Origin of the sequence: Pseudomonas sp. UYIF39 (assembly GCF_029963765.1) — a bacterium.
Lineage (GTDB): Bacteria > Pseudomonadota > Gammaproteobacteria > Pseudomonadales > Pseudomonadaceae > Aquipseudomonas.
Map to the genome: position 1 here is coordinate 1 of NZ_JALBYU010000036.1, position 13,195 is coordinate 13,195.

Sequence of the window (13,195 nt, forward strand, 5' to 3'; positions counted from 1 at the left end):
CTACGGCGCCAACTCAAGCTTTGCACTCTATTCAGCGTTGAGTTCTGGTGCCTGCTGTGGGAGCGAGCTTGCTCGCGATGGGGCCGGATCAGACACTAGATTCGGAAACTGCCTACCAACTGCTTCAACCGCGCCGACTGCTGCTCAAGATCGGCACACGCCCGCAACGTCGACTGCAGGTTTTCCACACCTTCCTGATTCAGTGTGTTGATCTCGGTAATGTCGACGTTGATCGACTCCACCACCGCCGTCTGTTCCTCGGTCGCCGTGGCCACCGACTGGTTCATCCCGTCAATCTCGCCGATACGCAACGTCACGCTGTTCAAACGCTCGCCGGCCAGGTTGGCGATTTCGACGCTGTCCTGACTGTGGCGCTGGCTGTCGCTCATGGTACTGACGGATTCGCGAGCGCCGATTTGCAGCTCCTCGATCATGGTCTGTACCTGTTGCGCCGATTCCTGAGTGCGGTGCGCCAGGTTGCGCACTTCATCGGCCACCACGGCAAAACCACGTCCGGCTTCACCGGCGCGCGCCGCTTCGATGGCCGCGTTGAGCGCCAGCAGGTTGGTTTGCTGGGAAATGCTGGTGATCACTTCGAGAATCTGCCCGATGTTCACGGTTTTGCTGTTCAGCGATTCGATGTTGGTGCTCGAGGCGCTGAGCATGCTCGACAGCTGATTCATCGCGACAATGCTGCGGTCCACCACTTGCTGACCATCTTCGGCCAGGCTGCGGGCATCGCTGGCTTGACTCGAAGCTTGTGCGGCGTTGCGGGCGATTTCGTGAGCGGCGGCGCCGAGCTGGTTGATCGCTGCAGCCACGCTGCTGGTGCGCGAAGCCTGTTGGTCGGAGTTGAACATCGAGGAGTTCGAGGCGGCCACGACACGCAGAGCCACATCGTTGACTTGCCCGGTGGCCGACGACACTTCGCGGATCGAACCGTGAATGCGTTCCACGAAGCGGTTGAACGCGGTACCGAGGACACCGAATTCATCGTTGTTCACGATGGTCAGGCGTTTGGTCAGGTCGCCTTCGCCGTCGGCGATGTCTGCCATGGCGCGGGTCATGACATGCAGCGGCTGGATCAGGATGCGGATCAGCATGCCGAGCAGGGCGATGATGATGGCTACGGCAATGACCGTCGCAATGACCGCCGAGGCGCGGAATTCGCTGAGCGTGGAGAAGGCTTTTTCCTTATCCACCGACAGCCCGATGTACCAGTTGACTGAGGACAGCCCTTTGATCGGTGTAAAGGTCACGATGCGAGTCTTGCCATTGACGTCTACTTCACTGAAGTCGCTGCTGATGCGCGGGGTGTTTTTCGGGTACGCCTCGCTCAGGGACTTCATCACCAGCGCTTTGTCCGGGTGGACCAGGATTTTGCCGTCGGCGCTGACCAGGAACGCATAGCCCATGCCATCGAAGTCCAGTGCGTTAAGGCTGTCGGTAATCACCTGCAAGCTCAAGTCGCCACCCACCACGCCGATGTTTTGACCGTTCTTGAGTACGCTATTGACGATGGAAATCACCAACTGGCCAGAAGCCAGGTCGATGTAGGGTTCGGTCAGGGCAGAACCGCTGGTGCTTTGCGCGCTCTTGTACCAAGGGCGGGCGCGAGGGTCATAACCGTCGGGCATCTTGCTATCCGGGCGGATGATGAAGGTGCCATCTTTGTTGCCCAGGTAGGCGCCCATAAAGGTCGACGACACGGCCTTCTGTTCCAGCAGGTTGGAGACATTGGCTATATCTGCGTTCAACGCAACGGTTTGCGACAGGTTTTCGATCAGCAGGCTACGGCCGGCCAGCCAGGTTTGAATGTTTTTCGCGGTGACGCTGCCCATTTCCTGCAAGTAGTTGTCCAGATCGCGGCGTATCGCATTGCGCTGCAAATAGTCGTTGTACAGCGTGAACGAGGCGAAGGCGGCAATGACGATGAGGGCGGCGGCAAGCAGGATTTTATGGCTGAAGCGCAGATTTTTGTTCATGGCTCGGGGGGTCCGCTAAGGTCTTATTGTTCGGGGCGCGTTGCTGTTAATGCGCGCAAAATGAGTGCGCAACGGAGCGAGTCGGTAATTCCTGCTCTCCATAGGGGAATGTCGGACCTTGCTTTCAATTGGGTCTCTCGCTTATTCCTATCGGCCGTGAAGGATCAAAGATTAACCATGGGTGACAAAATGCCTGACTCATTACAACTCGTTATCGGTGCCGATCTCGCCGGGCAGCCCATTGCCCAGGCCATGCGTCTGGCGAACCGTCATGGTTTGGTCGCTGGAGCTACCGGGACGGGCAAAACCGTCACCTTGCAACGGATGGCCGAAGCATTCAGCGATGCCGGCGTGGCGGTGTTCGCCGCAGATATCAAGGGCGACCTGTGTGGGCTGGGCGCCGCCGGCAACCCTCAAGGCAAAATCGCCGAGCGGATTGCCGGGATGCCTTGGCTGAACCATAAGCCTCAAGCGTATCCGGTGACCCTGTGGGACATTCACGGTCAGTCCGGTCATCCGTTGCGCACAACCTTGAGTGAAATGGGGCCGTTATTGATTGGCAGCCTGCTGGAGCTGACCGACAGTCAGCAGTCGGCGCTGTACGCCGCGTTCAAGGTGGCGGACCGTGAAGGGCTGTTGCTGCTGGACCTCAAGGACCTGAAGGCACTGCTCAATCATTTGCGTGACAACCCCGAATTGCTCGGTGACGACGCCGCGCTGCTGACCACCGGTTCCAGTCAGGCGCTGTTGCGGCGTCTGGCGACCCTGGAACAGCAGGGCGCCGAAGCGCTGTTCGGTGAGCCGGCGCTGCAACTCGAAGACATTCTGCGGCCGACCGCCGAGGGCCGCGGGCGCATTCACCTGCTCGATGCCAGCCGTCTGGTGCACGAAGCGCCGAAGGTCTACGCAACGTTCCTATTGTGGCTGCTGGCCGAACTGTTCGAGCAACTGCCAGAGCGCGGTGATTCGGACAAACCGCTGCTGGCGTTGTTTTTCGACGAAGCGCATTTATTGTTCGCCGGTACGCCAAAGGCTTTGCAGGAACGTCTTGAGCAAGTGGTGCGGTTGATTCGCTCGAAAGGTGTTGGCGTGTATTTCGTCACGCAATCGCCGGGCGACTTGCCGGATGATGTGCTGGCTCAGCTCGGTCTGCGCATTCAGCATGGCTTGCGCGCGTTCACCGCCAAGGAGCAGAAATCCCTGCGAGCGGTGGCCGAAGGCTTCCGGCCGAACCCGGCGTTCGATGCCTTGTCGGTGCTGACCGAGCTTGGGATTGGCGAGGCGCTGGTCGGCACGTTGCAGGACAAGGGCACGCCGGAGATGGTCCAGCGGGTTTTGGTGGCACCGCCGCAATCGCGGATCGGGCCGTTGAGCGAGACTGAACGCACAGTGCTGATCTCGGGGTCGCCATTCAAGGGGCGGTATGACAAACCCGTTGATCGTGAATCGGCTTATGAAGTGTTGATGGGGCGCAAAGGGTTGGCGCCAGAGCCTGAGGCTGTTCCGGGAAAACCGGCAGCCGAAGAGCCAAGCTTCACCGACAAGGCCGGGGAATTCCTCGGCACCGCGGCGGGGCAGGCACTGAAATCAGCGATGCGCCAGGCGGCCAATCAATTGGGCCGACAGTTGGTACGCGGCTTGATGGGCTCGTTGCTCGGTGGCAGCAAGCGACGCTGAGTAAATCTTAAGCGGGCACAGTCAATGTGGGAGCGAGCTTGCTCGCGATGGCGGCGTATCAGTCAATATATACGTTGAATTTCAGACCGCTTTCGCGAGCAAGCTCGCTCCCACATGGGTTCTATGTCATGCCTTGGGTTTGGCGTGAGCCGCAAGGCGTTCGAGCGCGGCCCGCAGATTCGGATCGCTGATCCCGTCGGCTGTGGCCTGAATGGTCGCGCCTGCATCAGTCGACAAGCTGATGGTATGGCCAACCGCCCCTTGCTGAACCGTGGGCGGCTGAACCTTGAACAGAATCCGCGTCAGGCTGGCGAATTCGTCGAACATCTGTAATTGCCGTTGCAGACGCTTTTGCTGATAACGCAAGCGGGTTGCCCAATGACCGTCGGTCACTATCAGCAACAAACTGCCTTCGCGCCACGACGCCACATGGCAATGCTCGCGGGCGGCGGGCTGCAATTGGCTTTCCAGCAGACGTTGTAAATGACCCAGGCGTTGAGCGTGGCCGAAGATGGCTTTCAGCGGTTTGGCTTCGCGAAGCAGGACGGCGGGTGCTCTGGCCGTAAGAGGGCGAAATGCCATGATCAGACACCTGAAGTAACAGAGCCGCCATGGTAGCAGAAAGCACCGGATGCACCCGAGCCATTGCTTTGCGAGCGCTTTACCCATTAAATCAACAAGTAACTTCTGCCGTGAATGGCTTGAAGTTCAGCAAAAAGCCCTTATTTTAAGTGAGCCTCGTCACAGCGCTGTGCCGGCATCGTGGAATAACGCCACTTTCCTCACCATCGTTTCCGGGTAGAATGCTCGTTCGCATGCGGCCATGAGGGCTGCTCGGGCGACTCACGGGGCCGCCCTCCATCCCTTTAGTGTGGAAGATCCTGCCGATATGTTTGCGCCTTTGTTAAAGAAACTTTTTGGAAGCAAGAACGAGCGTGAAGTCAAACGCATGCTCAAGACGGTGCAACTCGTCAATGCCTTCGAAGAGCAAATGGTGGCCCTTTCGGACGATCAATTGCGTGCCAAGACAGATGAGTTCAAGGCCCGCATCGCCAAAGGGGAAACCCTCGACAAGCTGCTGCCCGAAGCCTTTGCGGTCGCCCGCGAAGCCGGCAAGCGCGTCATGGGTATGCGCCACTTCGACGTCCAGCTGATCGGCGGCATGACCTTGCATGAAGGCCAGATCGCGGAAATGCGTACCGGTGAAGGCAAGACCCTGGTGGCAACACTGGGCGTTTACCTCAACGCGCTGTCCGGCAAGGGCGTGCACGTTGTGACGGTGAACGACTACCTGGCCCGTCGTGACGCCAACTGGATGCGTCCGCTCTACGAATTCCTCGGAATGTCGGTCGGTGTTGTCACGCCGTTCCAGCCGCCGGAAGAGAAACGTCTGGCTTACGCTGCCGACATTACCTACGGCACCAACAACGAATTCGGTTTCGACTACCTGCGCGACAACATGGCGTTCAGCATGGAAGAAAAATTCCAGCGCGAACTCAATTTTGCCGTGATCGACGAAGTCGACTCCATCCTCATCGACGAAGCCCGTACCCCGCTGATCATTTCCGGTCAGGCCGAGGACAGCTCCAAGCTGTACATCGAGATCAACAAACTGATCCCGCAGCTTGAGTTGCACATCGAAGAAGTTGAAGGCGAAGTCACCAAGGCCGGCCACTACACCGTCGACGAGAAGACCCGTCAGGTTGAGCTCAACGAAGCCGGTCACCAGTTCATCGAAGACATGCTGACCCGCGTTGGCCTGTTGGCTGAAGGCGAGAGCCTGTACTCGGCGCACAACCTCGGTCTGCTGACTCACGTTTATGCCGGTCTGCGCGCTCATAAGCTGTTCAACCGCAACATCGAATACATCGTGCAGGATGGCCAGGTTGTTCTGGTCGACGAACACACCGGTCGTACCATGCCGGGTCGCCGTCTGTCCGAAGGCCTGCACCAGGCCATCGAAGCCAAGGAAAACCTGAACATTCAGGCCGAAAGCCAGACCCTGGCCTCGACCACATTCCAGAACTACTTCCGTCTGTACAACAAGCTGTCCGGCATGACCGGTACCGCTGACACCGAAGCGTTCGAATTCCACCAGATCTACGGTCTGTCGGTGATGGTTATCCCGCCGAACAAACCGCTGGCGCGTAAAGACTACAACGACCTGGTGTTCCTGACTGCCGAAGAGAAATACGCGGCGATCATCAATGACATCAAGGAATGCATGACCCAGGGCCGTCCGGTGCTGGTGGGTACTGCAACCATCGAAACTTCCGAGCACATGTCTGCGCTGCTGCAGAAGGAAGGCATCGAACACAAGGTTCTGAACGCCAAGTTCCACGAAAAAGAAGCCGAGATCATTGCCCAGGCCGGTCGCCCAGGCGCACTGACCATCGCCACCAACATGGCCGGTCGTGGTACCGACATCCTGTTGGGCGGTAACTGGGAAGTGGAAGTCGCAACCCTGGAAGAACCGACCCCTGAGCAGATTGCCCAGATCAAGGCCGACTGGCAGAAACGTCACCAGCAAGTGCTCGAGTCGGGCGGTTTGCAGGTGATTGCTTCCGAGCGTCACGAATCGCGCCGTATCGACAACCAGCTGCGTGGTCGTGCCGGTCGTCAGGGTGACGCCGGTTCCAGCCGTTTCTACCTGTCGCTGGAAGACAGTCTGATGCGCATCTTCGCCTCCGATCGGGTGAAGAACTTCATGAAGGCCCTGGGCATGCAGCCTGGCGAGGCGATCGAGCACCGCATGGTGACCAACGCCATCGAGAAGGCTCAGCGCAAGGTTGAAGGCCGCAACTTCGACATTCGTAAGCAACTGCTCGAGTTCGACGACGTCAACAACGAACAACGTAAAGTGATCTATCACATGCGTAACAGTTTGTTGGCCGCCGACAACATCGGTGAAACCATCGCCGACTTCCGTCAGGACGTGCTCAACGCAACCGTCAGCGCCCACATTCCACCGCAATCGCTGCCTGAGCAGTGGGACGTGGCGGGTCTGGAAGCGGCGTTGCAGAGCGACTTCGGTGTGGCACTGCCGATCCAGAAATGGCTCGACGAAGACGACCACCTGTACGAAGAAACCCTGCGCGAGAAGCTCATGACCGAGCTGCTGGCCGCGTACAACGAGAAAGAAGAGCAGGCGAGCGCCGAAGCGCTGCGCACCTTCGAGAAGCAAATCGTTCTGCGTGTGCTCGACGACCTGTGGAAAGACCACCTGTCGACCATGGATCATCTGCGTCACGGCATCCACTTGCGTGGTTATGCGCAGAAGAACCCGAAGCAAGAGTACAAGCGCGAGTCCTACACGCTGTTCTCCGAGCTGCTGGATTCGATCAAGCGCGACTCGATCCGAGTGCTGTCCCACGTTCAGGTTCGCCGCGAAGATCCGATCGAAGAAGAACAACGCCTGCGTCAGGAAGCCGAAGCGCTGGCTGCGCGCATGCAGTTCCAGCACGACGAAGCACCTGGGCTTGAGCAACCGGAACAGATGGGTGAAGAGGTCGATGTCGCCCTTGCCATCGCACCGGTACGCAACGAACAAAAGCTGGGCCGTAACGAACTTTGCTACTGCGGTTCGGGCAAGAAGTTCAAGCATTGCCACGGGCAGATCCAGTAAAACCCGTTTCATACGCTGAAATACCCGCGCCGCGACCGGCTTATGCCGTTGCGGCGTTTTGCCATTTAAACCACCGTTCTTGCTGAAAGCGGTGCTGACATCATTTATTAAGGAGCGCATTCATGGCTGTTGGTCTTGGTCCTTTGCCAACGTTGCACCCGGTTGCCGGTTTTGAACTCGGTATCGCCTCGGCTGGCATCAAGCGCCCGGGGCGCAAGGATGTCGTGGTCATGCGCTGTGCCGAAGGTTCCACGGTCGCTGGCGTGTTCACTCTGAACGCTTTTTGCGCCGCTCCCGTGATCCTGGCCAAGCAGCGTGTGCAAGGTCCGGTGCGTTACCTGTTGACCAATACCGGCAATGCCAACGCCGGCACTGGCGAACCAGGCCTTGCCGCCGCCGAGCGCACGTGCGCCAAGCTGGCTGAGTTGACCGGCGTCGACGCCAGCCTGGTGCTGCCGTACTCCACCGGTGTCATCGGCGAGCCGCTGCCGGTCGAGAAAATCGAAGGGGCCCTGCAAGCCGCCCTCGACGACCTGTCGGTCAACAACTGGGAAGCGGCCGCCACCGGCATCATGACCACCGACACCCTGCCAAAAGGTGCCAGCCGCCAGTTCCAGCATGACGGTGTGACCATAACCGTTACCGGTATCAGCAAAGGCGCGGGCATGATCCGCCCGAACATGGCGACCATGCTCGGCTACATCGCCACCGACGCCAAAGTTTCCCGCGACGTGCTGCAAAACCTGCTGCTGGACGGTGCCAACAAGTCGTTCAACCGCATCACCATCGACGGCGACACCTCGACCAACGACTGCTGCATGCTGATCGCCACCGGTCAGGCAGCACTACCGGAAATCACCCGCGCCGAAGGCGAGTTGTTCGCCAAGTTGAAACAGGCCGTGTTCGAAGTGTGCATGGACGTGGCTCAGGCCATCGTTCGTGACGGCGAAGGCGCGACCAAGTTTGTGACCGTTGAAGTCAACGGCGGCGGCAATCACCAGGAATGCCTAGATGTCGGTTACACCGTGGCTCACTCTCCGCTGATCAAGACTGCACTGTTCGCCTCCGACCCGAACTGGGGCCGCATTCTGGCCGCCGTGGGCCGTGCCGGCGTACCGAGCCTGGACGTGAGCAAGATCGACGTGTTCCTCGGTGATGTCTGTATCGCCAGCCGTGGCGCTCGCGCATCGACCTACACCGAAGCCCAGGGCGCGGCCGTGATGCAGCAGGAAGAAATCACGATCCGTATCGAACTGGGTCGCGGCGATTGCAGCGAAACCATCTGGACCACCGACCTGTCCCACGAATACGTGAAGATCAACGCCGAATACCGCACGTAATTACGTTTAGACCGTGTCGCTGCAATCGCGAGCAAGTCGAATCGTCGCACCGTCGCTCCCACATTAGATTTGTGTACACCTCAAGCCAATGTGGGAGCGACGGTGCGACGATTCGACTTGCTCGCGATGACGGTCTGTCAGTCACTGCATAGACTGGCTTGTTTCCTCCATCAAAAGGTCCCGAACATGAGCCTTCACCTGATCATCGGCGACAAACTGATTTCCTCCTGGTCCCTGCGCGGCGCGTTGGCCCTCGACCTGGCCGGCGTTCCTTACACGGAAGAACTGATCAAGTTGAACCAGCCGGATACGCGTGAGCGTCTGCTCAAGCACTCGCCGACCGCGAAAGTCCCGCTGTTGAAAACCGAACACGGCACCATTGCCGATTCCCTGGCGATTGCCGAGTATCTGGCAGAACAGTTCCCCGACGCCGGCCTCTGGCCCAAAGACATTGCCGCCCGCGCCCAGGCCCGTTCGGCCTGCGCGCAGATGCACAGCGGTTTCTTCGCGATGCGCGGCAACATGCCGTTCGACCTGAGCCACGACGCTGCGCTGTCGCCGGCACCGGCTGACGTCCAGGCCGACATCGAGCGTATGTTGGCGTTGTGGGCTGAATGCCGCGCCGCCGCCACCGAAACTGGTCCGTTCCTGTTCGGCGGCGCGACCTTGGCCGATGCCTTCTTCGCACCGATCGCCGTGCGCCTGCGCACCTATCAGGTGAGGTTGCCAGCAGCGGACGCGGCCTACGTCGAAACCATCTACCAATGGCCGGCCTTCAAGGCTTGGCAGAAGGCGGGTCTGGAGGAAGTAGAACGGTGAAACGAGTCCACGTAGCTGCCGCTGTTATCCGTGATGGCAGTGGCAAGATCCTCATTGCCCGCCGTGCCGACACCCAGCATCAGGGTGGCCTGTGGGAATTTCCCGGTGGCAAGGTCGAGGCCGACGAATCCGTCGAAACCGCCCTGGCTCGCGAGCTCCTTGAAGAGTTGGGTATCGTGGTCAATGCGGCTCGCCCGTTGATCAAGGTCCGGCACGATTACCCGGACAAGCAAGTGTTGCTGGACGTTTGGGAAGTGTCGGCCTTTACCGGCGAACCGCACGGCGCCGAAGGCCAGCCGTTGGAATGGGTCGCGCCCCGCGATCTGCTGAATTACGAGTTCCCTGCGGCCAACCAGCCGATTGTCGCGGCTGCGCGGTTACCCGCGCAGTATTTGATTACCCCGGAAGACCTGGAAACCCCGGTGTTGCTGCGCGGAATTCAAAAAGCCATTGCCGGCGGCATCAAACTGATCCAGTTGCGGGCACCCAACGGCTACGATCCGAAGTACCGCGATCTGGCGGTGGACGCGGCGGGACTGTGTGCTGGCAAGGCGCAGTTGATGATCAAGGGGCCGTTCGAGTGGCTGGGAGATTTCCCGTCCGCCGGTTGGCACATCACCTCCGCGCAGCTGCACAAATACGCGGCGGCTGGCCGCCCGTTACCGGCGTCGCGCTGGCTGGCGGCGTCCTGCCATAACGCTGAAGAGCTGGCGTTGGCCGAGCAGATGGGGGTGGATTTTGTGACTCTGTCACCGGTGCAGCCGACCCTGACCCATCCGGGTGCGCAACCGCTGGGTTGGGAGCAGGCTTCAGTGTTGATCGAAGGCTTCAGCAAACCGGTGTTCTTGCTTGGTGGTGTTGGCCCGGCGGATCTTCAGAAAGCCTGGGAAGCGGGCGCACAAGGTGCGGCGGGGATCCGGGCGTTTTGGCCTGAAGCATAACGCTGCGGCTGGCCCCTTCGCGAGCAAGTCGAATCGTCGCACCGCCGCTCCCACATTTGACCGAGTTCCTCCAGAAGGAACGCGATCGATTGTGGGAGCGGCGGTGCGACGATTCGACTTGCTCGCGATGGCGTCCTGACAGGCGCCGACTAAACTCCGGGTTTGGCAGCCGGTTGCCACAATATTTCGGCAATCCCCTGTCGCTTGGCAATCAACCGCGCCACCACAAACAACAAGTCCGACAACCGATTGATATACGCCAACCCAACCCCGGTCAACGGTTCGACAGCATTCAAATGCTGACACCGTCGCTCGGCACTACGCGCCAGGCTTCTGCACACATGAGCCTGAGCAATCAACGTCGAACCACCCGGCAGAATGAAATTCTCCAGCGGCCCCAGTTCTTCATTCCACACATCGATCGCTGCTTCCAGCCGTTCGACTTCTTCCGTGTTCAGTGCCTGATAAACCGGCATCGCCAGTTCACCCCCCAAGTCGAACAACCGATGCTGGCAAGGCGCCAAAACCTCGATCACTTCGTTCAAACCCGGAAATTCACCACTTTCCGCCGCCAACCCGGCCAATAGCACACCCACCTGGCTGTTCAGCGTATCGACTTCGCCAATGGCTTCGATTCGCGGATGGTCCTTGGGCACGCGGCGGCCGTCGCCCAGCCCGGTTTCGCCTTTGTCGCCGGTGCGGGTGTAAATCTTCGACAAGCGAAAGCCCATGGTTACCTCGATAGCTGATTGAGTTCTTGAGAGACGAGCGGGGTGCCCGCCAAGGGCAGGCGCAAGGTAAAACATGTGCCTTGGCCAAGGGTCGATTGCACTTCCATCTGACCCTTGTGGTTGTTGGTAACGATGAAATACGAGACCGACAGGCCAAGGCCGGTGCCCTGACCGATTTCCTTGGTGGTGAAGAACGGCTCGAAAGTGCGCTTGCGCACGCTCTCGCTCATGCCGATGCCGTTGTCCTCCACCTGGATTTCCGCCCACGGCGGATTCAGTTTGGTGCGCAGAATGATCCGTCCCGGCTCGCGGTCGTCTTCGCGTTGGTGAATCGCCTGAGCGGCGTTTTTCAACAGATTGAGCAGCACTTGCTCCAGTTCGTTCGCCGTACCGGGCACTGGACCGAGTTGCGGATCGAACTGGCGAATGATCGCCTGGCCCTTGAAGTCAAAACCGATCGCCAGGTCGAAGTCGTTGCCGGCGATCTCCACCGCCTGATCGATCAGCGCCGGCAGGTCGCACGGGGCCATTTGCCGGGTACTGCGGCGACTGAAGCTGAGCATGTGCGTGACAATCTTCGCCGCCCGGGCGCCAGCCTGTTGAATGCCGTCGAGCAACTGCGGCACTTCGCGCGCTTGCAGGTATTTGTTGACCGTTTCCAGCGCGATCCCGGTTTGCTCGGCTTGCTCGAGATTCTTCGGCAGATCAGGCGAAAGGCGTCGGCGAATGTTCTGCACGTTGTGCAGGATCGCGCCCAACGGGTTGTTGATTTCATGAGCCATACCCGCGGCGAGGCCACCGACCGAGAGCATTTTTTCCGACTGCACCATCATTTCTTCCAGGGACAGGCGCTGAGTGATGTCGTCGATCCGGATCACCACACCACGCCCGGCACCGCCCATCAGCGGGTAGAACGTCAGGGCGTAGTGCTTGGGTTCTTCGTCCTTGAACCACGTCACCCGTTCAATCTTGGCCACCGTGTGCTGCTCGACGGTTTGCTTGAGTTGCGGCAGAAACGGCTTGAGCGGTTCGAAAGCGAGAAAAATCGGCTGGTTCAGGGCTTCGTCGAGGCGCGTGCCAGACAGGGCGCTGGCTTCCTGATTCCACTGCGTTACGTAGAGCTGTTCATCAAGGGCGATCAGCGCCGAGGGCATGGAATCGATGATGCTGTTGAGGTAGTTCTGGAAACCGGTGAGCTTCTTCTCGATCTTGCTGCGCACCTGAACTTCGAGTTCCAGTTTGCGATTGGTATGGCGGGTTTCTTCGGCCAGGCCCTGGGCCTGGTCATAAGCGGCCTGGGAATCGTCCCGGGCCCGCTTGAGTTGCTGCTCACGGGCCTCGATCCGCGACAGCATGGTGTTGAATGCCTCGGCGAGGCTGCCGATTTCGTCATGGTTACCGCGGGAGGCGCGCAAGGCGTAGTTCTCTTCCCGGGTCACTTGCCGGGACAGTTCTTCGAGCTGATGGATCGGCCGGGTAATCAGGCGTTTGATCTGCCGGGCAATCACCAGCCACAACAGCACACTGAAGATCAGAATCCCGAGACTGGCGGTGAGAGTGCCGGTGTAGAAAGCCATCGGCAGTTCGCTGCTAGCGACCAGTAACAGGTGGCCAGGCGCGGTGCCGGGGCGGGGCAGGGTGATGATTTGATTGCTGCGAAACTCCGTGGCTTGCCAGGATTCAATGTGCCGGTAACGCGTTGGCAGGCTCAGATTGTCGCCATGCTGCAACTGCGCCAGACGCTCGCCCTTGCCGTCATAAAGGGCCGCCGCGCGCAACGGTGAATAGCTGTTGAGCTCATTGAGCAGGCGTTCGGCGCTTTGCGGTGACTGCAAGGCTTCGGACACCAGGCTGGGGTTGGACACCAGGCGGCCGATGGTCTGCAAGGCCTGAGGTGCCATGCTTTCCTGGGAGATGTAGTACGCGGCGCTGATAAAGGTCAGGTTGGCGACCAGCAGGACGGTGGTCAACAGCACCAGCAGGGCGGCCAACAATTTCTGGCCGACCGGAAGGTTTTCAAGGCGCTGGCGCAATGGCATCAGGTTCATCGCTGAATAGGAACAAGTGGCCAGCGTAG

Annotated in this window: 9 protein-coding genes; 5 read left to right on the plus strand and 4 right to left on the minus strand. The window is 59.6% G+C overall.

Annotated features, from left to right (window positions below; translation table 11 throughout):
• Positions 1-95: 95 nt before the first annotated feature.
• A complete protein-coding gene (locus MO767_RS28715) occupies positions 96-1,985 on the minus strand; it encodes a methyl-accepting chemotaxis protein (protein WP_282483274.1) in 1,890 nt (629 codons plus the stop codon).
• A gap of 189 nt (positions 1,986-2,174) precedes the next feature.
• Between MO767_RS28715 and MO767_RS28720 the strand changes: the two genes are divergently transcribed.
• The gene (locus MO767_RS28720) at positions 2,175-3,662 is read left to right on the plus strand and encodes a helicase HerA-like domain-containing protein (protein WP_282483275.1); all 1,488 of its coding nucleotides are present in this window, start codon (positions 2,175-2,177) and stop codon (positions 3,660-3,662) included.
• Between the two features lie 126 nt (positions 3,663-3,788).
• Here the strand turns inward: MO767_RS28720 and MO767_RS28725 are convergent, their stop codons facing one another.
• Positions 3,789-4,244 carry a DciA family protein gene (locus tag MO767_RS28725; RefSeq protein WP_282483276.1) on the minus strand — a complete coding sequence of 152 codons (456 nt, stop codon included), beginning with the start codon at positions 4,242-4,244 and terminating at the stop codon, positions 3,789-3,791.
• Between the two features lie 307 nt (positions 4,245-4,551).
• Here MO767_RS28725 and secA point away from each other — a divergent pair, with 307 nt between their 5' ends.
• From secA to MO767_RS28745, 4 genes are all read left to right on the plus strand, one after another.
• Positions 4,552-7,287 carry a preprotein translocase subunit SecA gene (secA, locus tag MO767_RS28730; protein ID WP_282483277.1) on the plus strand — a complete coding sequence of 912 codons (2,736 nt, stop codon included), beginning with the start codon at positions 4,552-4,554 and terminating at the stop codon, positions 7,285-7,287.
• A gap of 122 nt (positions 7,288-7,409) precedes the next feature.
• On the plus strand, positions 7,410-8,627 hold the full coding sequence (gene argJ, locus MO767_RS28735; protein ID WP_282483278.1) for a bifunctional glutamate N-acetyltransferase/amino-acid acetyltransferase ArgJ: 1,218 nt from the start codon (positions 7,410-7,412) through the stop codon (positions 8,625-8,627).
• A 186-nt stretch (positions 8,628-8,813) separates the two neighbouring features.
• On the plus strand, positions 8,814-9,446 hold the full coding sequence (locus MO767_RS28740; protein WP_282483279.1) for a glutathione S-transferase family protein: 633 nt from the start codon (positions 8,814-8,816) through the stop codon (positions 9,444-9,446).
• Positions 9,443-10,387, plus strand: a complete 945-nt coding sequence (locus MO767_RS28745; protein WP_282483280.1) for a Nudix family hydrolase — start codon at positions 9,443-9,445, stop codon at positions 10,385-10,387. The genes MO767_RS28740 and MO767_RS28745 overlap by 4 nt, the downstream gene beginning before the upstream one ends.
• A gap of 149 nt (positions 10,388-10,536) precedes the next feature.
• Here MO767_RS28745 and MO767_RS28750 read toward each other — a convergent pair whose 3' ends face one another.
• Both MO767_RS28750 and MO767_RS28755 read right to left on the minus strand, forming a co-directional pair.
• Entirely contained in the window at positions 10,537-11,118 is a 582-nt protein-coding gene (locus MO767_RS28750) for a cob(I)yrinic acid a,c-diamide adenosyltransferase (protein ID WP_282483281.1), read from the minus strand.
• Between the two features lie 2 nt (positions 11,119-11,120).
• Positions 11,121-13,157 carry an ATP-binding protein gene (locus MO767_RS28755; protein ID WP_282483282.1) on the minus strand — a complete coding sequence of 679 codons (2,037 nt, stop codon included), beginning with the start codon at positions 13,155-13,157 and terminating at the stop codon, positions 11,121-11,123.
• Positions 13,158-13,195: the final 38 nt, after the last annotated feature.

Excerpts from the sequence above, each read along its gene's own strand:
- MO767_RS28715 (WP_282483274.1), bottom strand. The coding sequence starts at position 1,985 with ATGAACAAAAATCTGCGCTTCAGCCATAAAATCCTGCTTGCCGCCGCC.
- MO767_RS28720 (WP_282483275.1), top strand. The coding sequence starts at position 2,175 with ATGCCTGACTCATTACAACTCGTTATCGGTGCCGATCTCGCCGGGCAG.
- MO767_RS28725 (WP_282483276.1), bottom strand. The coding sequence starts at position 4,244 with ATGGCATTTCGCCCTCTTACGGCCAGAGCACCCGCCGTCCTGCTTCGC.
- secA (WP_282483277.1), top strand. The coding sequence starts at position 4,552 with ATGTTTGCGCCTTTGTTAAAGAAACTTTTTGGAAGCAAGAACGAGCGT.
- argJ (WP_282483278.1), top strand. The coding sequence starts at position 7,410 with ATGGCTGTTGGTCTTGGTCCTTTGCCAACGTTGCACCCGGTTGCCGGT.
- MO767_RS28740 (WP_282483279.1), top strand. The coding sequence starts at position 8,814 with ATGAGCCTTCACCTGATCATCGGCGACAAACTGATTTCCTCCTGGTCC.
- MO767_RS28750 (WP_282483281.1), bottom strand. The coding sequence starts at position 11,118 with ATGGGCTTTCGCTTGTCGAAGATTTACACCCGCACCGGCGACAAAGGC.
- MO767_RS28755 (WP_282483282.1), bottom strand. The coding sequence starts at position 13,157 with ATGCCATTGCGCCAGCGCCTTGAAAACCTTCCGGTCGGCCAGAAATTG.